Source organism: Streptomyces sp. NPDC047974 (assembly GCF_040653375.1).
Taxonomy (GTDB): Bacteria; Actinomycetota; Actinomycetes; order Streptomycetales; family Streptomycetaceae; genus Streptomyces.
The window spans coordinates 37392-57159 of sequence record NZ_JBEZNU010000033.1; the positions used below are offsets into that span (position 1 = coordinate 37392).

Annotated in this window: 17 protein-coding genes; 13 read left to right on the forward strand and 4 right to left on the reverse strand. The window is 75.3% G+C overall.

Translation table 11 applies throughout. The features are described 5' to 3' along the window. Positions 1-163 precede the first annotated feature (163 nt). From hutU to AB0E19_RS32500, 5 genes are all read left to right on the forward strand, one after another. On the forward strand, positions 164-1840 hold the full coding sequence (hutU, locus tag AB0E19_RS32480) for a urocanate hydratase (RefSeq protein WP_362186549.1): 1677 nt from the start codon (positions 164-166) through the stop codon (positions 1838-1840). Continuing rightward, on the forward strand, positions 1837-3048 hold the full coding sequence (locus AB0E19_RS32485; protein ID WP_362186552.1) for an allantoate amidohydrolase: 1212 nt from the start codon (positions 1837-1839) through the stop codon (positions 3046-3048). The genes hutU and AB0E19_RS32485 overlap by 4 nt, the downstream gene beginning before the upstream one ends. Further along, complete coding sequence (locus AB0E19_RS32490) at positions 3045-4412, forward strand: formimidoylglutamate deiminase (RefSeq protein WP_362186555.1); 1368 nt, start codon at positions 3045-3047, stop codon at positions 4410-4412. The genes AB0E19_RS32485 and AB0E19_RS32490 overlap by 4 nt, the downstream gene beginning before the upstream one ends. 41 nt (positions 4413-4453) lie before the next feature. Continuing rightward, positions 4454-5623, forward strand: coding sequence for an imidazolonepropionase (gene hutI / locus AB0E19_RS32495; RefSeq protein ID WP_362186558.1), 1170 nt, complete (start codon positions 4454-4456; stop codon positions 5621-5623). An 85-nt stretch (positions 5624-5708) separates the two neighbouring features. Beyond that, entirely contained in the window at positions 5709-6440 is a 732-nt protein-coding gene (locus AB0E19_RS32500; RefSeq protein WP_362186561.1) for a hypothetical protein, read from the forward strand. Between the two features lie 221 nt (positions 6441-6661). Here the strand turns inward: AB0E19_RS32500 and AB0E19_RS32505 are convergent, their stop codons facing one another. Then, the gene (locus AB0E19_RS32505) at positions 6662-7282 is read right to left on the reverse strand and encodes a phosphotransferase (protein ID WP_362186636.1); all 621 of its coding nucleotides are present in this window, start codon (positions 7280-7282) and stop codon (positions 6662-6664) included. A gap of 134 nt (positions 7283-7416) precedes the next feature. On the opposite strand from AB0E19_RS32505, the gene AB0E19_RS32510 reads away from it, so the two are divergent. The 6 genes from AB0E19_RS32510 to AB0E19_RS32535 all read left to right on the forward strand — a co-directional run bounded on the left by AB0E19_RS32510 (position 7417) and on the right by AB0E19_RS32535 (position 14147). Next, positions 7417-8493 carry a GNAT family N-acetyltransferase gene (locus tag AB0E19_RS32510; RefSeq protein ID WP_362186564.1) on the forward strand — a complete coding sequence of 359 codons (1077 nt, stop codon included), beginning with the start codon at positions 7417-7419 and terminating at the stop codon, positions 8491-8493. Positions 8494-8556: 63 nt separating this feature from the next. Then, positions 8557-9825, forward strand: coding sequence for a glycosyltransferase (locus AB0E19_RS32515; RefSeq protein WP_362186567.1), 1269 nt, complete (start codon positions 8557-8559; stop codon positions 9823-9825). Continuing rightward, entirely contained in the window at positions 9822-10613 is a 792-nt protein-coding gene (locus AB0E19_RS32520; RefSeq protein WP_362186570.1) for a polysaccharide deacetylase family protein, read from the forward strand. The genes AB0E19_RS32515 and AB0E19_RS32520 overlap by 4 nt, the downstream gene beginning before the upstream one ends. A gap of 54 nt (positions 10614-10667) precedes the next feature. Further along, positions 10668-12617, forward strand: coding sequence for a hypothetical protein (locus AB0E19_RS32525; RefSeq protein ID WP_362186573.1), 1950 nt, complete (start codon positions 10668-10670; stop codon positions 12615-12617). Positions 12618-12663: 46 nt separating this feature from the next. Beyond that, a complete protein-coding gene (locus tag AB0E19_RS32530) occupies positions 12664-13041 on the forward strand; it encodes a hypothetical protein (RefSeq protein WP_360607787.1) in 378 nt (125 codons plus the stop codon). After that, positions 13038-14147, forward strand: a complete 1110-nt coding sequence (locus AB0E19_RS32535) for a glycosyl hydrolase (RefSeq protein ID WP_362186578.1) — start codon at positions 13038-13040, stop codon at positions 14145-14147. Before AB0E19_RS32530 ends, AB0E19_RS32535 begins: the two co-directional genes overlap by 4 nt. Here the strand turns inward: AB0E19_RS32535 and AB0E19_RS32540 are convergent. The 3 genes from AB0E19_RS32540 to AB0E19_RS32550 form a co-directional block, all read right to left on the reverse strand. Continuing rightward, on the reverse strand, positions 14107-16092 hold the full coding sequence (locus tag AB0E19_RS32540) for a lipopolysaccharide biosynthesis protein (RefSeq protein ID WP_362186639.1): 1986 nt from the start codon (positions 16090-16092) through the stop codon (positions 14107-14109). The genes AB0E19_RS32535 and AB0E19_RS32540 overlap by 41 nt on opposite strands. Before the next feature lie 119 nt (positions 16093-16211). Further along, on the reverse strand, positions 16212-17378 hold the full coding sequence (locus AB0E19_RS32545) for a DegT/DnrJ/EryC1/StrS family aminotransferase (protein WP_362186642.1): 1167 nt from the start codon (positions 17376-17378) through the stop codon (positions 16212-16214). 236 nt (positions 17379-17614) lie between these two features. Further along, on the reverse strand, positions 17615-18508 hold the full coding sequence (locus AB0E19_RS32550; RefSeq protein WP_362186581.1) for an RNA polymerase sigma factor SigF: 894 nt from the start codon (positions 18506-18508) through the stop codon (positions 17615-17617). A 208-nt stretch (positions 18509-18716) separates the two neighbouring features. Between AB0E19_RS32550 and AB0E19_RS32555 the strand changes: the two genes are divergently transcribed. Continuing rightward, positions 18717-19106 carry an STAS domain-containing protein gene (locus tag AB0E19_RS32555; RefSeq protein WP_362186584.1) on the forward strand — a complete coding sequence of 130 codons (390 nt, stop codon included), beginning with the start codon at positions 18717-18719 and terminating at the stop codon, positions 19104-19106. A 75-nt stretch (positions 19107-19181) separates the two neighbouring features. Beyond that, positions 19182-19610: an ATP-binding protein gene (locus AB0E19_RS32560; RefSeq protein ID WP_362186587.1), complete on the forward strand. Its 429-nt coding sequence runs from the start codon at positions 19182-19184 to the stop codon at positions 19608-19610. Positions 19611-19768 lie beyond the last annotated feature (158 nt).

Sequence of the window (19768 nt, forward strand, 5' to 3'; positions counted from 1 at the left end):
CGGACGCCGGGCGTCACGGGGGCGTGCGCGGGGGGCGTGGGAGCGGGCGGGGGCGCGGGCGCGGAGGAGGGCCGGGGCGGGCTCGTGCGCCGCGCCCTGTTGACTACTTCTATTCATCAAGACAGGATGTGAATATCTGAACGACATTCGAGGAGGCATCGCCATGTCAGGACCCCGCCCCGTTCGGGCCCCGCGCGGTACGGAACTCAGCGCCCTGGGATGGCAGCAGGAAGCCGCCCTCCGGATGCTCCAGAACAACCTCGACCCCGAGGTCGCCGAGCACCCCGACAAGCTCGTCGTCTACGGCGGCACCGGCAAGGCAGCCCGCGACTGGCGCTCCTTCGACGCGATGGTCCGCACGCTGCGGACCCTCAAGCAGGACGAGACCATGCTGGTCCAGTCCGGCCGCCCCGTCGGCGTCATGCAGACCCACGAGTGGGCGCCGCGCGTCCTCATCGCCAACTCCAACCTGGTCGGCGACTGGGCCAACTGGGAGGAGTTCCGGCGCCTGGAGGCCCTCGGCCTCACCATGTACGGCCAGATGACGGCCGGCTCCTGGATCTACATCGGCACCCAGGGCATCCTCCAGGGCACCTACGAGACCTTCGCCGCCGTCGCCGCGAAGAAGTTCGGCGGCACCCTCGCCGGCACGATCACCCTCACCGCCGGCCTCGGCGGCATGGGCGGCGCCCAGCCGCTCGCCGTGACGATGAACGACGGCGTCGCGATCTGCATCGACGTCGACCCGCGCGCCATCGAGCGCCGCATCGAGCACCGCTACCTGGACGTCAGGGCCGACAGCCTCGCCCACGCCCTCCAGCTCGCCACCGAGGCCCGCGACGCCCGCCGCCCGCTCTCCATCGGCCTCCTCGGCAACGCCGCCGAACTGCTCCCGCAGATGCTCGCCGAGGGCGCGCCCATCGACATCGTGACGGACCAGACCTCCGCCCACGACCCGCTGTCGTACCTGCCGATCGGCGTCGCCTTCGAGGACATGGCCGACGCCGCCGCCAAGGACCCGGCCGGCTTCACCGCCCGCTCCCGCGAGTCCATGGCCAAGCACGTCGAGGCCATGGTCGGCTTCATGGACGCCGGCGCCGAGGTCTTCGACTACGGCAACTCGATCCGCGGCGAGGCCCAGCTGGCCGGCTACGACCGCGCGTTCGCGTTCCCCGGCTTCGTACCGGCGTACATCCGCCCCCTCTTCTGCGAGGGCAAGGGCCCCTTCCGCTGGGCCGCCCTCTCCGGCGAGGCGTCCGACATCCACAAGACGGACAAGGCGATCCTCGACCTCTTCCCGGAGAACGAGTCCCTGCACCGCTGGATCAAGATGGCCGGCGAGCGCGTCCACTTCCAGGGCCTCCCGGCCCGCATCTGCTGGCTCGGCCAGGGCGAGCGCGACAAGGCCGGCGACATGTTCAACGACATGGTCGGCAACGGCACCCTCGCCGCCCCGCTCGCGATCGGCCGCGACCACCTCGACTGCGGCTCCGTGGCCTCCCCGTACCGCGAGACCGAGGCCATGCTCGACGGCTCCGACGCCATCGCCGACTGGCCGCTGCTCAACGCCATGGTCAACGTCGCCTCCGGCGCCTCCTGGGTCTCCCTCCACCACGGCGGCGGCGTCGGCATGGGCCGCTCCATCCACGCCGGCCAGGTCTCCGTCGCCGACGGCACCAAGCTCGCCGGCGAGAAGATCCGCCGCGTGCTCACCAACGACCCCGGCATGGGCGTCATCCGCCACGTCGACGCCGGCTACGACATTGCCGAGCGGGTCGCCGACGAGAAGGGCGTCCGCATTCCGATGCGCGAGGGCTCCGACGACGAGGCCTCCGCGTGAGCGACAGCTTCCACGCCATGTGGCGGTCGCTGCGGCCCCTCGGCCGCAGCGCCGCCTCCGGTGGCTACCGCCGCTACGCCTGGACCGGGGCCGACGCCGACTGCCGGCTCTGGTTCCGGATGCAGGCCGAGGCCCGCCGCCTCGACGTCGAGACCGACCGCAACGGCAACCAGTGGGCCTGGCTCGGCGACCCCACCGCGGGCGACGCCGTCGTCACCGGCTCCCACCTGGACTCCGTCCCCGACGGCGGCGCCTTCGACGGCCCCCTCGGCGTCGTCTCCGCCTTCGCCGCCCTCGACGAACTCCGCGCCCGCGGCGTCTCGTTCCGCCGCCCCCTCGCCATCGTCAACTTCGGCGACGAGGAAGGCGCCCGCTTCGGCCTCGCCTGCGTCGGCTCCCGCCTCACCTCCGGTCAGCTGACCAAGGAGAAGGCGTACGAGCTCCGCGACGCCGACGGCATCACCCTGCCGCAGGCCATGGAGGCCGCCGGCCACGACCCCGAGACGATCGGCGAGGACCGCGAACGCCTCGACCGCATCGGCGCGTTCGTCGAACTCCACGTCGAGCAGGGCCGCGCCCTCGACCTGTCCGGCGACGCCGTCGGCGTCGCCTCCGCCATCTGGCCGCACGGCCGCTGGCGGTACGACTTCCACGGCGAGGCCAACCACGCCGGCACCACCCGGCTCGTGGACCGCCGCGACCCCATGCTGACGTACGCCGAGACCGTCCTCGCCGCCCGCCGCGAGGCCGAACTCGCGGGCGCCGTCGCCACCTTCGGCAAGATCTCCGTCGAACCCAACGGCGTCAACGCGATCCCGTCCCTCGTCCGCGGCTGGCTCGACGCCCGCGCCGCGGACCAGGAGGCGCTCGACGCGGTGATCGCCGGGATCGAGACGGCGGCCCGGGACAAGGCGGCCGCGCACGGCATCGACCTGGCCGTCGTCCGCGAGTCCTTCACCCCCGTCGTCGAGTTCCGGCACGCCCTGCGCGACGAGCTGGTGCGCCTCCTCGGCGGCAAGACCCCCGTCCTCGGCACGGGCGCGGGACACGACGCCGGAATCCTCTCCGCCTCGGTCCCGACCGCCATGCTGTTCGTACGGAACCCCACGGGCGTCTCGCACTCCCCGGCCGAGTCCGCGGCCGAGGACGACTGCGTCGCGGGCGTCCGCGCACTCGCCGACGTACTGGAGGGCCTCGCGTGCACATGACGTACTGGCTGGAACACGCCTGGCTCGGCACCCTCCCCCAAGTTCTCGGCTCCGCTCGAACAGGGGGGACCCCCAGCGAGCCGGGCGTCGCCCTGGAGGTGACCGACGGCCGCATCACCGCCGTGCGCACCGGCGTGGACACGCCGCCGCCCGGCGCGACCGTCCTGCGCGGCTTCACCGTTCCCGGTCTGGCCAACGCCCACAGCCACGCCTTCCACCGGGCCCTCCGGGGCACGGTGCAGGTCGGGAGCGGCACCTTCTGGACCTGGCGCGAGGTCATGTACACCGTCGCCCAGCGCCTCACCCCGGACTCGTACTTCGCCCTCGCCCGGGCCGTGTACGCCGAGATGGCGCTCGCCGGCATCACCGCGGTGGGGGAGTTCCACTACCTCCACCACGCCCCCGGCGGCACCCCCTACGCCGACCCCAACGCCATGGGCGAGGCCCTGATCGCGGCCGCCGCGGAGGCGGGCATCCGCATCACCCTCCTCGACACCGCCTACCTCTCCTCCGGCTTCGGCGCCGCCCCCGAGCGCCACCAGCTCCGCTTCACCGACGGCACGGCCGAGCGGTGGGCCGAGCGGGCGAGCGCCCTGAAGGACCGCGACGGCGTACGGATCGGAGCGGCGATCCACTCCGTCCGCGCCGTCCCCGCCGAGCAGCTCTCCACCGTGGCCCGCTGGGCCGAGGAACGGCGGGCCCCGCTCCACGTCCACCTCTCCGAGCAGACCGCCGAGAACGAGGCCTGCCACGCCGCCCACGGCGTCACCCCGACCCGGCTCCTCGCCGACCACGGCGTCCTCGGGCCCCGGACCACCGGCGTCCACAACACCCACATGACGGACGCCGACATCGCCCTCGTCGGATCCACCGCCACCGGCACCTGCATGTGCCCCACGACGGAACGCGACCTCGCCGACGGCATCGGCCCCGCCGTCGCCCTCCAGAAGGCCGGCTCCCCGCTCTCCCTCGGCAGCGACAGCCACGCCGTCGTCGACCTCCTCGAAGAGGCCCGCGCGATGGAGCTGAACGAACGCCTCCGGACGAACATCCGGGGCCACTGGACGGCCGCCGCCCTTCTGCGCGCGGCGACCGCCGACGGCCACGCGGCCCTCGGCTGGACCGACGCCGGCACCCTGGAAGCGGGCGCCCTCGCCGACTTCACGACGATCGCCCTCGACACCGTCCGCACGGCCGGCCCCGTCCCCCGCCTCGCCCCCGAGACGGCCGTCTTCGCCGCGACGGCGGCGGACGTCCGCCACGTGGTGGTCGGCGGCCGGAGGATCGTCCAGGACGGCGCGCACGTCTCCGTACCGGACGCGGCCCGGGCCCTGGCGGACTCGATCGCCGCGCTGAGGGACTGACACCCGCCCGCACCCACCCGCCCGCCCCACCGGAGAGCACCTTGACGACCACGGTCATCACGAACATCCGCAGCCTGGTCACCAACGACCCGAACCTCGGCGAAGGCCCCCTCGGCCTCGTCGGGGACGCCGCCCTCGTGCTGGACGGCGACCGGGTCGCCTGGGCGGGCCCGGCGGCGCAGGCCCCCGCCGCGGACCGGCAGGTCGACGCGGCGGGGCGCGCCGTCCTCCCCGGCTTCGTCGACTCCCACTCCCACCTCGTCTTCGCGGGCGACCGCACCGCCGAGTTCAACGCCCGCATGTCCGGGCAGCCGTACAAGGCGGGCGGCATCCGCACCACGGTCGCCGCGACCCGCGCCGCCACCGACGCCGAACTGTCGGCGAACGTGGCCCGCTACCTCCGCGAGGCCCTGCGCCAGGGCACCACCACCTTCGAGACGAAGTCCGGCTACGGCCTCACCGTCGAGGACGAGGCCCGCGCGCTGCGCATCGCGGCGGAGCACACCGACGAGGTCACGTACCTCGGCGCGCACATCGTGTCCCCCGACTACGCCGACGACCCGGCGGCCTACGTCGACCTGGTCACCGGCCCGATGCTCGACGCCTGCGCGCCGTACGCCCGCTGGGTCGACGTCTTCTGCGAGAAGGGAGCCTTCGACGGCGACCAGGCCCGCGCGATCCTCACCGCCGGCCAGGCGAAGGGCCTCCAGGCCCGCGTGCACGCCAACCAGCTCTCGTACGGCCCGGGCGTGCAGCTCGCGGTGGAGCTGGACGCGGCGAGCGCCGACCACTGCACCCACCTCACGGACGCCGACGTCGACGCGCTGGCCTCCGGGAACACGGTCGCCACGCTGCTCCCGGGCGCCGAGTTCTCGACGCGCGCCGCGTGGCCGGACGCCCGCCGCCTGCTCGACGCGGGCGTGACGGTCGCCCTGTCCACGGACTGCAACCCGGGCTCCTCCTTCACCTCCTCGATGCCGTTCTGCGTCGCGCTCGCGGTCCGGGACATGCGGATGACCCCCGACGAGGCGATCTGGTCCGCCACGGCCGGCGGCGCCGCCGCCCTCCGCCGCACCGACGTGGGCCGTCTGGCGCCCGGCGCCCGCGCCGACCTCACCGTCCTCGACGCCCCCTCCCACGTCCACCTCGCCTACCGCCCCGGCGTCCCGCTGGTCGCGGAGGTCTGGCGCAGCGGCGTGCGGGTGGTCTGACGCACGGTCGACTCGGCTGTCGCACCAGGTGCGTTGAGTAGCCGTACTCATGTGGGCGGTTCGGGCCCGCCCGCATGATTCCGGCATGACCACGTCGAAGCGCCTCCTCCGAACCCTCGCCCTGACCGCCACCGCCCTCGGCGCCCTGACGCTGACCGCCTGCGGCACGCCGGGCGCCGCGGGCAAGCCCGCCGTCACGGCCGCCCCCGCGGCCGTCACCGCGAGCCCGTCCCCGCGGATGCTCTCCGGGAAGGACCTGGAGAGACACCCCGACCCGATCGTGCGGGCCCAGGCGATCGCCGTCCGCATCACGAACACCTGCGCCCCGGGCACCGCGCCGGAGCTGCCCGCGCTGCCGGCGGTGAGCAAGGTCGCGGAGACGGTGCCGGGGATGCCGGCCGACGCCGAGCCGCCGACGCCCGCCGACGCGCCCGTCCCGCTCCCCACGGACCTGCCCGAGCCGCCCGGCCCCGAGGCGACCGTCTCCTACGACGAGGTGCCCCTGGACGAGGTCGACCGCTGCGCCGCCGACGCGCACGCCGACCGCGTCCGCGCCGCCTTCGCCACCGGCGCCCCGGCCGACGAGGCCGCGCTGCGGAAGGCGCTGGCCGGCGCCGACTACCTGCCGGAGAACGTCCACCGGATGCCCGGCGACGGCGCCCTCCGGGTCCGGATCGACCTCCGCGAACTCTCGCCGAACGACAACCTGGCCCTGGAGGTCACCGCCACCGCCGGCGGCGTGCGCGTCGACGCCTTCGGCGCCCCGGTCGCGGGCGACCCGGAGATCACCGGGATCCGCCGCTCCGGCAGGTCCTGACCGCTAGGCCGTTTCCTTCGGATCGGGCCGGATCAGGGAGCGGCGTCCGGTGCGTGCGGTCGCAAGGCGGAGGAGGGAGTCCATGCGGTGGGGGCACCTCCCAGCGGTAGCCGGGGGACATCGGCGACCGACGACAACGCGGCGAGCGCGCGTGCGTATGGGGGCACCTCCCAGCGGTAGCCGGGGGAGACGCGAGCCCGGCCCGATCCGGAAGAAACGGCCTAGGCCCCCGGCGCCCGCACCCGCTCCACCGCCCGCCCCAGAGCGGCCGTCTCCGCCTCCGTCAGATGCGGGTCGGCGGCCCGGAGCGCATGGGCCTGCGCGAGCAGGAGCGGGCCGGCACAGGCCGCGAGGAGCGCGGCGAGGGCGGCCCCGGCGCCCCCGGCGTAGGGGGCGGGGGAGATGGCGACCTCGGCGAGGAGCAGGGCCGTCATGGCGCGGTCCAGGCCCGGGTCGGTGTCCTCCCGCGCCGTGCGCCAGTCGATGACCACCGGGCCCCGCTCGGCGAGGACCACGTTCTCCGGATGCAGGTCCAGGTGGACCACCCGGCCCGGCACGGCGTGCAGGCGGGACAGCAGCTCCGCGAGCAGCCGCCCGGCCTCCTCCGGCGTGTGCGTCCCCGACAGCACCGCCTCCCTCAGCGACGGGCCGCGCAGCCGCTCCATGACCAGGTCCGGTCCGGCCGCCCCGCGGACCGCCGGGACCGGGTAGCCGGCCTCGGCGAGCCGGACCATCAGCGCCGCCTCGCGCGCGGTGTCCCCGCCGTCGCGGTAGCGGCGCAGCACCCAGGCCCCGTCGTCGGTCGCGTACACGTCGGCCGTGCGGCCCCGCCCCAGCAGCATCCCGGTCACCCTCGTCCCCCTCCGTGATCGAAACGCCGAGTATGCCTGCCGGGGAGCGGTTCGGACCGGTACCGTCCTGTCCTGGCAGTGCTCAGGGGGATGACCGGGGGGTCGGCTAGGTGAGTGCTTGGCGTGTGGGGACCGTGCGACCGGGGGAGCTGGGCGCGCGGGAGATCGAGGCGTGGCGCGAGCTGAGGGCCAAGTCCGGTGCGCCGGCGAACCCGTTCATGGAACCGGAGTTCACCCTCGCCGTCGGGTCCGTCCGGCCCCGGTCGCGGGTCGCCGTGTGGTGGGAGGACGGCGAGCCCGTCGGCTTCTTCCCGTACGAGAAGGGGCCGTTGGGGCGGGGGCGGGCCATCGGCTTCGGCGTCTCCGACAGCCAGGGCGGCGTCTTCCGGCCCGGACTGCGGCCCGGCACCGAGGCGTTGCTGCGGGCCTGCGGGCTCGTCTTCTGGGAGTACGACAACCTGGAGACCGGGCAGCCCGTCTTCGAGGGCGCCGCCGACGAGTCCTTCGCCTCCCCCGTCATCGACGTCGGCGAGGGCTACGCGGCGTACGAGGCGCTGCTGCGCGTCCAGTCCCCGAAGTTCCTGAAGACCACCCTCGCCAAGGAGCGCAGGCTCGCCCGGCAGGCCGACGGCGAGGTCCGCTTCGTCTTCGACGAGCGCGACCCGGCCGCCCTGCGGACCCTCATGGAGTGGAAGTCCGCGCAGTACCGCCGCACCGGCCGCGGCGACCGCTTCGCGCAGGAGTGGATCAGCGCCCTCGTCCGCCGCCTCCACGCGCGGCGCGCGCCCGGCTGCTCCGGCGTCCTGTCCGTGCTCTACGCCGGCGACCGCCCGGTCGCCGCGCACTTCGGGCTGCGCTCCGCGACCGTCCTGTCGTGCTGGTTCCCCGCGTACGACCCCGAGTTCGCCAAGTACTCCCCGGGCCTCGTCCTCCACCTGAGGATGGCCGAGGGCGCGGCGGCCGCCGGGATCGGGATGCTCGACCTCGGGCGGGGAGCCGCCGAGTACAAGGACTCCCTGAAGACCGGCGAGCTCACCGTGTACGAGGGCGCCGTCACCCGCCCCGACCCGCGCACCGCCCTGCACTGGCTCCGCCGCGAACCGGTCCGCGCGGCCCACGCCTACGTCCGCTCGCGCCCCGAACTGGCCGCCCGCGCCCGCGAGGCCCTGAACACCCTCGCCCGCCTCAAGGGCGACCGCTAGCCGCGTGGCGGCACCGGCGGCCCGCACCCGGCCTCGAACCCGTACGTCCCTGGGGGAGCCCCGTTGAACCAGCAACCCGCCATATCCGTCGCCGAGTTGGACCTCGGCGCGGCCGGACCGCGACTCCGCCCCGCCCCCGGCGCCGCCGAGGTCGCCCCCGGCGACGTCTACGCCCTCGTCCGCGTCGACGGCCGCCCCGCCGCCACCGTCCTCGGCCGCTACGAGGAGGGCGAGGACCCCGCCGAGGTCCTCGCCGCGCTCGCCGCGCAGCGGGTGGCCGACGCCGCCACGCCCCGCACCGACGCGGAGCGGCGCGCGGCGGAAGGCCCCGGACCGGACGGCCCCCCGCCCTCCGCCTCCGTCGTCGTCGCCACCCGCGAACGCCCCGGCTCCCTCGCCCGCGCCCTCGACTCCCTCCTGGCGCAGGACCACCCCGACCACGAGCTGGTCGTCGTCGACAACGCCCCCCGCACCTCCGCCACCCGCGACCTGGTCCGGGTGCGGTACGCCGGCCGGGTCCGCTACGTCCGCGAGGACCGGCCCGGTCTGGCCGCCGCCCACAACGCCGGGGTCGCCGCGGCCGGCGGCGAGGTCCTCGCCTTCACCGACGACGACGTGATCGCCGATCCGCACTGGCTGACCGCGCTCGCCACGCCCTTCGCCGCCGACCCCGGGCTCGGCTGCGTCACCGGCCTGATCCTGCCCGCCCGGCTCACCACCCCCGCGCAGATCCTCCTCGAATCGCACGGCGGCTTCGCCAAGGGCTTCGCGCCCCGCCTGTACGACCCGGCCCGCCCGCCCGCCGACGAACCGCTCTTCCCCTTCACCGCCGGCAGCTTCGGCTCCGGCGCCAACATGGCCTTCCGGGCCTCCGCGCTGCGCCGCGCGGGCGGCTTCGACCCGGCGACCGGCACCGGGACGGCCGCGCGGGGCGGCGACGACCTGTACGCCTTCGTCGCCGTCCTCGCCGCCGGACACCGGCTCCGGTACGCGCCCGGCGCGCTCGTCTGGCACCACCACCGCGAGACCTGGCAGGACCTGGAGAACCAGGCGTACGGCTACGGCGCCGGCCTCACCGCGTACCTCACCGCCACGATGGTCCGCCGCCCCGCCCTGCTGCCCGCCCTCCTGGCCCGGCTCCCGCGCGGCCTCGCGCACGCCCGGACGATGACCGCCGAACGCGGCGGCTCCCAGGGCGGCGGGGTCCCCGGCGAGCACGGCACCCGGCACCACCCGTGGCCCGCGTCCCTGTCCCGCCTGGAACGGCGCGGCATGCTCTACGGCCCGCTGGGCTACCTCAGGGCGCGCCTCTCCCGGGGGGCCGGCCGATGACCCGCGTCCCCGTCCTCCTCTACCACCCGGTGATGGACGACCCGCCGTCCTGGATCGCCGAATTCACCGTCACCCCCCGGCAGTTCGCCTCCCACCTCGACGCGATCACCGCCGCCGGCCGGACCCCGCTCACGGTCGGCGCGCTCGTCGGGCACCTCGCCGCCGGCACCCCGCTGCCGCCCCGGCCCGTCGTCCTCACCTTCGACGACGGCTTCGCCGACCTCGCCGGGCCCACCGCAGAGGCGCTCGCCGCCCGCGCGCTGCCGGCCACCGCGTACCTCACCACCGGCGCCCTCGCCCCCGGCCGGCCGTGCCTCCTGCCGCCCGCGCCGATGATGACGCTGGCGCAGGCGCCGCGCCTGGAGGAGTACGGGATGGAGGTCGGCGGCCACACCGTCAGCCACCCCCAGCTCGACACCCTCCGGCCGGCCGCGCTCCGCCACGAACTGCGCGACTCCAAGGCCGAACTGGAGGACGTCCTCGGCCACGAGGTCCGCCACCTCGCCTACCCGCACGGCTACAACAGCCCCGCCGTCCGCCGCGCCGCCGAAGCCGCCGGATACGCCTCCGCCGTCGCCGTCCGGCACGCCCTCAGCTCCGCGACCGACGAACTCTTCCGGATCGCCCGGCTCATCGTCCGCCGCGACCACACCACCGCCGACGTGGAGGCCTGGATGGACGGCCGCGGCGCCCGCGTCGCCCCGTACCCCGACTCCCTCCCCACCCTCGGCTGGCGCCTCTACCGCCGGACCCGCGCCCTGGTGAAGGGACCCGAGTTCGCGGGCTGAGGCGACCCGGCAGGACCGACCGAGACCGACCACCCCGTACAGGGAGAAGAGTTCGTGCAGAAGCAGGAGCAGGGACAGGCGCAACAGCAGGCGCAAGGGCAGGCGGGAGAACAGGCGCAGGACCGGCCGGGGACGGTGACCGACGGAGCCGTGCCCGCGCAGCCGGACGGCCCGCACGAGGCGAAGCCGCCCACCGCGCCGGACGCCGCACCCGCCGCCCGGCGGCTGCGCGCGCCGCTCGTCCTCGCCCTCGCCCCGCTCCTCCTCGCCGCCGCGCTCTGGCTCTGGGCGCTGCCGCGCGTCGACTTCCGGCACATCGACGAGTTCGGCCTGCTCGACCGCTTCCCGGTCACCTTCTACGCCGCCCTCGCCGTCCTCACCCTCGGTTTCGTCCTCAGCCTCCGCCGGGCCGGCACCGCCCCCGCCTGGCCCGCCGTCTACAGCGTCGCGATGCTCGTCGCCCTGAAGGCGCCGCCCGCGGTCCTCTACGACACCGTCCGCTACGCCTGGGCGTCCAAGCACGACGCGATCATCACCCGGCTGCTCGCCGAGGGCACCGTCCACCCCGGCACCGAACTCTCCGGCGGCATGTCCGCCTACGACCAGTGGCCCGGCTTCTTCGCGCTCGACGCGGCGCTCGTCCGCGCCTTCGGCGTCGACGGGGCCGCCTCCTTCATCAACTGGGCGCCGGTCGCGCTCGGGCTGCTCACCCTGCCCGTCCTCGTCCTCGTCTACCGGACCTTCACCGACGACTGGCGGCTGGTGTGGGCGGCGGTGTGGATCTTCCAGCTGGCCAACTGGGTCGGCCAGGACTACCTCTCCCCGCAGGGCTTCTCCTACCTGCTGTACCTCACCGTCCTCGCCGTCGTCGTCCGCCGCTTCGTGCGGCCCGGGTCCGCCGGCCGGCTGCGGGACCGCGCCGTCCTCGACCCGGCGGCCGCCGCCGTCCCACCGGCCACGACCGCCCGGCAGCGGGCCGTCACGGTCCTCCTCCTCGTCCCCGTCATCGCCGCCGTCAACGCCGCCCACCAGCTCACCCCGCTGATGCTGTGCGTGACCCTCGCGGCGCTCTGCCTCACCCGCCGCTACCGCAACCTCGGGCTGCTCGCCACGGCCGCCGCCCTCATGCTCGCCTGGTACCTGACCATGGGCCGGGAGCTGTTCCTCGACACCCTCTCCACCCTCGGCGAGAAGCTGGGCAACCTGCTCGCCAACTCGCGGCCCGGCTTCGCCGGCGAACCCACCGGACCCGGCCCCGAGCTGGTCGGCAGCGCCAACGTCCTGATGGTCCTCGCCCTCGGCGGGCTCGCCGTCACCGCCGTCCTGCTCCGCCGCAGGCTCGCCCGCAGCGCCCTGCCGCTGATCCTCGCCGCCGCCGCGCCCGTCCCGCTGGTCCTGGTCAACGACTACGGCGGCGAGATGATCTTCCGCGTCTACCTGTTCGGCCTGCCCGGCTCCGCGTTCTTCGCCGCCGCCGCGCTGGTCCCCGCCGCCGGCGCGGCGAGCCGGGGCGCGACCGCCGCCCGCCGGGCCGCGACCGTCGCGCTGCCGCTCGCCCTCCTCGCCATGCTCGCCGGCTTCCTGCCCTCGTACTACGGCAAGGAGGGCATGCACTACGCCCAGCCCGGCGAGACCGCGCTGACCCGGCGGGCGCTCGACCACGCCCCCGAGGGGGCGCTGATCCTCGCCGCCACGGGCGCCTTCTCCGACGCGTACTACCGCTACGACCGGTACGAGCGCTGGTTCTTCACCGAGCAGGAGGTCGACGAGAACCTCCGGATGCTCAAGGACCCGGCCGGCTACCTCGCCGGCGGCATCCCGGCCGGACGGCCCGCCTATGTGATCCTCACCCCCACCCAGGCCGAGGCCGTCATCGGCGAGGGCTACCTCCCGCCCGGCGGCTTCGACACCCTCGTCGCCGCCCTGAAGGCGTCCCCGCTCTTCGGGGTGGTGGAGGAGGGCCGGTACGGGATCGTGCTCCGCTACGAGCCCCCCACCGGCTGACCCCTTCCCGCCCCTCCACCGACCCGACCGAAGGAGCAGGTACGCCATGGCCCTCCCACGCCTCACCCCCGTCCGGCGCAGAGCCGCCCTCGCCGTCTCCGGCTGGGTCGCGCTCGCCGCCACCGCGCTGCCCGACGGCTCCCCGCTGCGCTGGATCCCCGTCCTCGCCTTCGTCGGCTTCGCGCCCGGCTTCGTGCTGCTGACCCGGCAGCCGGCCGGGCCGCGCCCCGACGCCCGCCTGGAGGTCTTCGCCCTGGCGGCGCCGGTCAGCCTCGCCCTGGCCACCCTCACCGCCACCGGGCTCTTCCTCGCGGACGCCTTCAGCGTCGCCGCCTTCCTGGGCGTCCTGGCCGCCTTCGTCACCGTCGCCGCCCTGCTGCCGGGCTTCCGGTTCCGCAAACGGGGCGGCGGTGAGGACGGGTGAACGGGCGGCGGGACGGGGGAGGTTCCACCGGCCGGCTCGCGGTGGCGCTCGCCGCCGTCGGCGCGCTGACCGCCGGCGTCGGCGTGTGGGCGACCCTCGCGGAGGAGCGGGACGGCGACCGCTGCCGGCCGGACGCCCGCCTGGTGGCGCCCTGCGGCGCCTGGTGGGGCGCGTACGTCCCGTACGACGAGGACGGTTCGCTGACCCGGCCGGTGTACGCCTTCGAGAAGAAGATCGGCCGCCGCCTCGACCTCGTGTACAACTACCACGACATGTCGGGCAGCGCGGCCGACGGGCAGCTGCTCACGCCCGACGAGGTCGAACTCGGCCGCGACCGGCTGCTGATGCTCGCCTGGGAGTCCACCGTGTGGACCGAGAAGCACCACGCGAACTGGACCGAGAAGCAGCTCGGCTGGAGGAACATCGCCTCCGGCCGCTACGACGCGTCCGTCATCGACCCGCAGGCCCGCCGCATCAAGGCGTACGGCAGGACGGTCTTCTTCTCCTTCGACCAGGAGGCCGACTTCCGGATCCCGGAGGGCGCCGGCACCCCGGAGGAGTACGTCGCCGCCTACCGCCACCTCCACGACCGCTTCCGCGAGCTCGGCGTCACCAACGTGGTGTGGGTGTGGACGGTCTCCGGCTGGCTCGGGAACGCCGCCACGATGAAGGCCCTCTACCCGGGCGACGCCTACGTCGACTGGATCGGCATGGACCAGTACAACTACTACCTCTGCCACAAGTCGCCCGACTGGCTGGACTTCGGGAAGAGCCAGCGCCCCTCCTACGACTGGCTCCGCGCGAACGTCTCCGCCGACAAGCCCGTCATGCTCGCCGAGTTCGCCACCGCCCCCGACCCGGAGCGGCCCGGGCGGCAGCGGGACTGGTACGCGCGGATCCCCGAGGTCGCGCCGACGCTGCCGGAGGCGAAGGCGTACGTGCACTGGAACCGGGCCGTGCCCGGGCCCGGGTGCGACCTGACCGTGAACTCCGGGCCGGGGCTCGACGGATACCGGGAGGCGGGGCTCGCCCCGTACTTCCGCCAGCCGCTGCCGGAGGGCCGCCTCAGGCGCGCAGGCCGCGGATCGCGTACGCCGCCATCGTGACGCCCGACAGGCCGAGGACGAGGGGGAGCGGGGCGGCGGCGAAGGACTGCTGCCCCGCCCAGCCGGCCCAGACGAGGACCCACACCACGCCGACCGTGATCCGTCCGCCCGCCCCGCACACCCGCAGCAGCACCGCCACCAGGCCCAGGCACGCCGCCTGCGCCGCGATCGGGGCGAGCCACGCCGCCGGGCCCGCGCCCAGGAGCCCGGCGCCGGGGCCGACGGCGGGCGGCGGCAGCAGGCCCAGGAGCGGCGGGGCGGTGTGCAGGGCGAGGAAGGTGGCGAGGAGCACGGCCGCCGCGTAGCCGCCGCGGAAGGCGCGCGGGGCGACCGCCGCGCCCTGGAGGGCGACGAGCAGCAGCCCGGCGGCCAGGGTCGGCGCGGGCAGCGCGGCGAGCAGCTCGGAGCCGGCGAGCGGGGCCGTGCCGAGCGGGGCGGCGCCGGTGAGCGGCAGCCAGAAGACGGCGGCGGCCGCCGCGAGCAGGGACCACAGGACGCCCGCCGCGCGGTCCCGCACGGGCGGCGGAGCGTGGCGTACGGGCGCGGGCGCGGGCTCGGGGGCGCGCGGCCGGGGCACGTACACGGGGATGCCGAAGGCCGGCGTCACCGTGTCCTGCGCGGCCGTGGCGCGCAGATAGGCGCTCTGCCGCGCCCACTGGGTGCCGTAGCCGTCGTCCTCGGCGGGGGCGGGGGCCGGGGCGAGCGCGGTGGGCTCGGCGGTCGGCGGTTCCGGGGGCGCCGCGGACGCCGTGCCCTTCAGGACCGCCCGCAGGCCCGGTACGCACACCAGGGCCATGACGGTCATCCCGCCGAGCACCGCCGCCCCCGCCCCGGCGATGCCGAGCGGGCCGAGGAGGACGGCCGCGGAGCCGAGGACCAGGACGCACATGGCGCCCTGGACGGCGGCGAGCATCCCGGTGCGGCCCTGGACGCGGAGCACCCCGATGTACAGCTCCACCGCGACCCGGGGCAGCGCCCCGGCGGCGAGCAGCCGCAGCACCAGGGAGCCGTTGTCGGTGTAGCCCTGGCCGAAGGGGGTGAGGATCAGCGGCGCGAAGAGCACGAGGACGAGGACCACGGGGACGAGCAGCAGCACCATCCGGCGCAGCGCGCCCCGGACGCCCTCGGCGAGCGACTCGGGGCTGTGGGAGGCGTGCGCGGTGAGCGAGGAGGCCATGTTGATGGCCATGAACTCCATGGTGCCGCCGACGGTGTACGCCGTGTAGAAGAAGGCGTTGTGCGCGGCGTCGAAGCGGACGGCCACCATGACCGGCAGCAGGCTGATCATGAGGAGGCTGAACACGGCCCCGAAGGCGTCGCCGGCGACGAAGCGCCCGATCTCGCGGTACGTGGGCGGCTCGCGGTCCCGGTCGGCGCGGGCCTGCGCCGGGATGAGCCGGCGGAAGACCAGCCAGGCCAGCGGGACCGTGGAGAGCGCGATCGCCGCCGCCCAGGAGACGAAGACGCCGAGGACGGGCAGGGCGGCGGCGAGGACGACGAGCAGGGCGAGCTTGCCGACCGAGAAGACGGCGTTGCCGACCGGCACCCAGAAGGCCTTCCGCAGGCCGGTGAGGACGCCGTCCTGGAGGGTGAGCAGCGCCCAGCCGACGGTCGACAGGGTGAAGAAGATCCCGGCGGAGAGGGTGCCGAGCGGGGCGTACGAGGGTCCCCACAGGTCCAGGGTGAGCAGGAAGATCCCGGAGGCGGCGGCCACCACCACCGTGCTGAGCAGGTAGAGGCGGGCGACGAGCGGCCCGGTGGCGCGGCCGGCCCGGGGGACGTAGCGGACGACGGCGCCGGAGAGGGTGGTCGCGGTGATGGAGGCGAGCATCCGCTGGGCGGCGATGGCGGCGGAGCCCTGGCCGACGGCCTCCTCCGTGTAGTAGCGGGCGGCGACCAGCCAGAAGCCGAGGCCGAGGGCGGCGGAGACGCCGGTGGAGAGCATGAGGGCGTAGGCGTTGCGGAAGAGCGAGTCGTCGCCGTCGGCGGCCGGGGCCTCCGTGCCCTTCGCCTCGCGCGCGCCCGGGGCGTCCGGGTCCGCGCCCCGGGCCCGTACGGTCCCGGTCACCGGGCGCCGCCGAGGGAGGGTTCGGGCGTGACCGGCCGGGCGCCGGAGGCGCGCAGGACGGCGAGGACCTCGTCGGCGCGGCGCGGGTCCACGGGCAGGGCGTGCCGGGCGAACCAGGCGGCGGCCGCGGGCGCGGGGGAGGGGTCGGTGAACCGCTCCCCGGCGTAGGCGTCGAGCGGCGGGTCGTAGAGGTAGCCGACGGTGATGCGGCGGCGGGCGAGCGCGGCGACGGCGGCGTCCCGGTCCTCGACGAGCAGCGGCACCCGGAAGAGCGCGGGCACCTCGCCGTCCGCCGGGAGGCCCTGCCCGGAGTACTCGCAGCCGAGGAGGCGGGCGGTGCCGGCGCGGTGGGCGTCGAGGACGGTGTCGAGGGCGGCGAGCCTGCGGCGGGTGCGGGCGAGGCGGCCGGCGCCGGGGCGCAGCCGGTAGTCGTGCATGTCGACCCGCACCCAGGAGTGGAAGGGGTCGAGCGCGGGGGCCGCGCCGAGCGCGCGGGCCAGCTCCTCGGGGCGCAACGGCATCCGGATGCCGGGCCGTTCGTGGACGCCGAGGGCGCGCAGGGCGGCGTGCGCGGGCTGGGCGAGGCGCAGGCCGCGGGCGGTGGCCTCGGCGTGCGGGCGGGCCAGGTAGGCGAGTTCCTTGACGAGCCGGGCCGGGCGGAGCAGCGCGTCCCGCTCGGCGGCGAGTCCCTCGCGCAGCCGCGGGTCGGCGATGGTCAGGAAGCCGCCGGTCTTGGCTCCGGTGTGCTTGGAGAGGCTGAAGACGGAGGCGTCGCCCCAGGTGCCGACGGGCCGGCCGCCGGCGGTGGAGCCGATGGCGTGGGCGGCGTCCTCCAGGAGCGGGATGCCGAGCCGGTCGCAGCGGGCGCGCAGCTCGGGTGCCGGGTCGGGGTTGCCGTACAGGTTGGTGGTGAGGACGGCGGAGAGCCCGGACCAGACGGCGTCGGGCACGGCCGCCGGGTCGAGGGAGCCGTCGCGCGGGTCGAGCGGTGCCTGGACGGGCCGCAGGCCGGCGGCGAGCACCACGAAGAAGATGACGTCGTCGTTGACCGGCGACATGAGCACCCGGCCTCCGGGCGCGCACCAGCGGCGCAGCGCGAGGTAGAGCCCGAGGCGGCACGACGGCACGTAGAGGCACTCCCGGCCCCCGAGCCGCGCGCGCATGCCCTCTTCCAGGTCCGCGTACGCAGAAACCATGACAGATTCCCCCCAGATCCCCGGGCTCAATGTGGCCCATTCCGGACGGTCCCGTCAACAACGGCCCGCCCGGCGGCCGTTGTGGCCGTCCCCCCTGAACGCACGGAAGGGCCCGTCCGGGTCGAAGACCGTGAACGGGCCCTTTCCGTCGCCATCTTGGCGGCTCGCGGGGGCCGGTGGGGGCGATTCCTCCGGAGCGGCGGTCATTCCTCCAGGGTGAGTCCGCGGCGCAGCCGGGCCAGGGTGCGGGAGAGCAGCCGGGAGACGTGCATCTGGGAGATGCCGAGTTCGGCGCCGATCTCCGACTGGGTGAGGCCGGTGACGAAGCGGAGGGAGAGGATGAGCCGTTCGCGTTCGGGGAGCGAGGCGATCATCGGCTTGAGGGAGGCGACGTACTCGATGCCGGTCAGGCCGTCGTCCTCGTAGCCGAGCCGGTCGGCGAGGGTGGTCTCGTTCTGTCCGTGGTCGTCGTCCTCGGTCTGGGCGTCGAGGGAGGCGGCCGTGTAGGCGTTGCTGGCGGCCATGCCCTCGACGACCTCGTCCTCGGTCAGCCGGAGTTCGGCGGCGAGTTCGGCCACGGTGGGTGCCCGGTCGAGGCGCTGGGAGAGGGCGTCGCCGGCCCGGGCCAGGTCGAGCCGGAGTTCCTGGAGCCGCCGGGGGACGTGCACGGACCAGGAGGTGTCGCGGAAGAACCGCTTGATCTCGCCGATGATGGTCGGCATCGCGAAGGTGGGGAACTCGACGCCGCGGGCGAGTTCGAAGCGGTCGATGGCCTTGATGAGGCCGATGGTGCCGACCTGGACGATGTCCTCCATGGGTTCGCTGCGGGTCCCGAAGCGGGCGGCGGCGAAGCGGACCAGGGCCAGGTTGAGTTCGACGAGGGTGTTGCGGACGTACGCGTACTCGTGGGTGCCCTCCTCCAGCTCGGCGAGCCGGGCGAAGAGGTCCTTCGAGAGCGCGCGGGCGTCGGTGGGGGCGACGCGGTCGAGGGGGCCGTCGAGCGCCGGGGGGAGCGCGGGTGTGGGCTCGGCGGGACGGGGAAGGGCTGGTGTCGACGGCGCGGTGGGGGTGCGCGGGGCGTCGATCCGGGGTGACATGGGTCTCCTCCAGGGTGGGTGTCCGGGTGCGGTGTGCGGCGCCTCCAAAGCCGGCTGGATCGGGTGTTCCGTACTAGCCCTACCTGCTCGGCGGCGATCGTTGCAAGTGGCAATAATCCGCTTTGGGGGGGTTTGTGGTGGGCTCGTGTGCGCCGGAAGGGGCCCCGCTAGTAGGGTTCGGCGGAGTCGATCGAGGAGGCGTCACACCATGGACCGCCAGCACATCGGCAGCGCGCGGCCCGAGCGGCTGCGGGTCGAGGCCAGGGCCGTGGCCGGTGGCGCGGACGGTGACGCGGAACTCCTCGTCCCGGTGGGTGAGCTCGATCACCACACGGCGGAACTGCTGCGCGCCCCGCTCGACGCCGCCCTCGACGCCGGCCGCGTCCGGCTCGTCGTCGACTGCGCCGGCCTCGGCTTCTGTGACTCGACCGGCCTCAACGTGCTCCTCGGGGCCCGGCTGCGCGCCGAGGCCGCCGGCGGCGCGGTCCACCTGGTGGCCATGCGGCCCGCCGTGGCCCGGGTCTTCCGGATCACCGGCGCCGAGGCCGTCTTCACCGTGCACGAGACCCTCGCCACCGCCCTGCCCGACTCCGGCTGACGACCCGCCGCACCTCCGCGCCACCCTTCTCGTCCCCGCCCCTGCTCTCTCGTCGACCGGTGAGGTGAAGTGCTGATGGACCAGGCTTCCGACGTCCGTGACGTCCGTACGCTCGCGCTCGGCGAGACCAGCGGCACCGTCCCGCTCGCCCGCGACTTCACCCGGACCGCGCTGACCGAGTGGGGCTGGCTGCCGGCCGCGGGCGCCGACCGCCGCGCCGCCGCCGAGGACGTCCTGCTCGTCGTCTCCGAACTCGTCACCAACGCCTGCCTGCACGCCGAGGGGCCCGAGCGGCTCCGGGTCGTCCGCCTCGCCACGGCCGTCCGCCTCGAAGTCACCGACCGCGGCGCCGGCCAGCCCGCGCCCCGCACCCCGCACCGGGCCGGACGCCCCGGCGGACACGGCATGTTCATCGTGCAGCGGCTCTGCCTCGACTGGGGCATCCAGCGGGTGCCGGGCGCCCCCGGCAAGACGGTCTGGGCCGAACTGGCCGCCCCCGCCTGACGGTTCCCCGCCCCCCGGCGCCGGCCACCGCAGGACTTTCACGGTCGCTCTTCTTCCCTCCGTAGGGCCCCGGGCGTACCTTGACGGCCAATCTGATGGCGCGTCAGGAAATTGCGGTGAGGGGTCGCGGGTGTCCAAGCAACCGAACCGGAGGAGGA

Coding starts and splice junctions, on each gene's coding strand:
- hutU (WP_362186549.1), top strand. CDS start 164: ATGTCAGGACCCCGCCCCGTTCGGGCCCCGCGCGGTACGGAACTCAGC.
- AB0E19_RS32490 (WP_362186555.1), top strand. CDS start 3,045: ATGACGTACTGGCTGGAACACGCCTGGCTCGGCACCCTCCCCCAAGTT.
- AB0E19_RS32500 (WP_362186561.1), top strand. CDS start 5,709: ATGACCACGTCGAAGCGCCTCCTCCGAACCCTCGCCCTGACCGCCACC.
- AB0E19_RS32505 (WP_362186636.1), bottom strand. CDS start 7,282: ATGCTGCTGGGGCGGGGCCGCACGGCCGACGTGTACGCGACCGACGAC.
- AB0E19_RS32520 (WP_362186570.1), top strand. CDS start 9,822: ATGACCCGCGTCCCCGTCCTCCTCTACCACCCGGTGATGGACGACCCG.
- AB0E19_RS32530 (WP_360607787.1), top strand. CDS start 12,664: ATGGCCCTCCCACGCCTCACCCCCGTCCGGCGCAGAGCCGCCCTCGCC.
- AB0E19_RS32540 (WP_362186639.1), bottom strand. CDS start 16,092: ATGCTCTCCACCGGCGTCTCCGCCGCCCTCGGCCTCGGCTTCTGGCTG.
- AB0E19_RS32545 (WP_362186642.1), bottom strand. CDS start 17,378: ATGCGCGCGCGGCTCGGGGGCCGGGAGTGCCTCTACGTGCCGTCGTGC.
- AB0E19_RS32550 (WP_362186581.1), bottom strand. CDS start 18,508: ATGTCACCCCGGATCGACGCCCCGCGCACCCCCACCGCGCCGTCGACA.
- AB0E19_RS32555 (WP_362186584.1), top strand. CDS start 18,717: ATGGACCGCCAGCACATCGGCAGCGCGCGGCCCGAGCGGCTGCGGGTC.
- AB0E19_RS32560 (WP_362186587.1), top strand. CDS start 19,182: ATGGACCAGGCTTCCGACGTCCGTGACGTCCGTACGCTCGCGCTCGGC.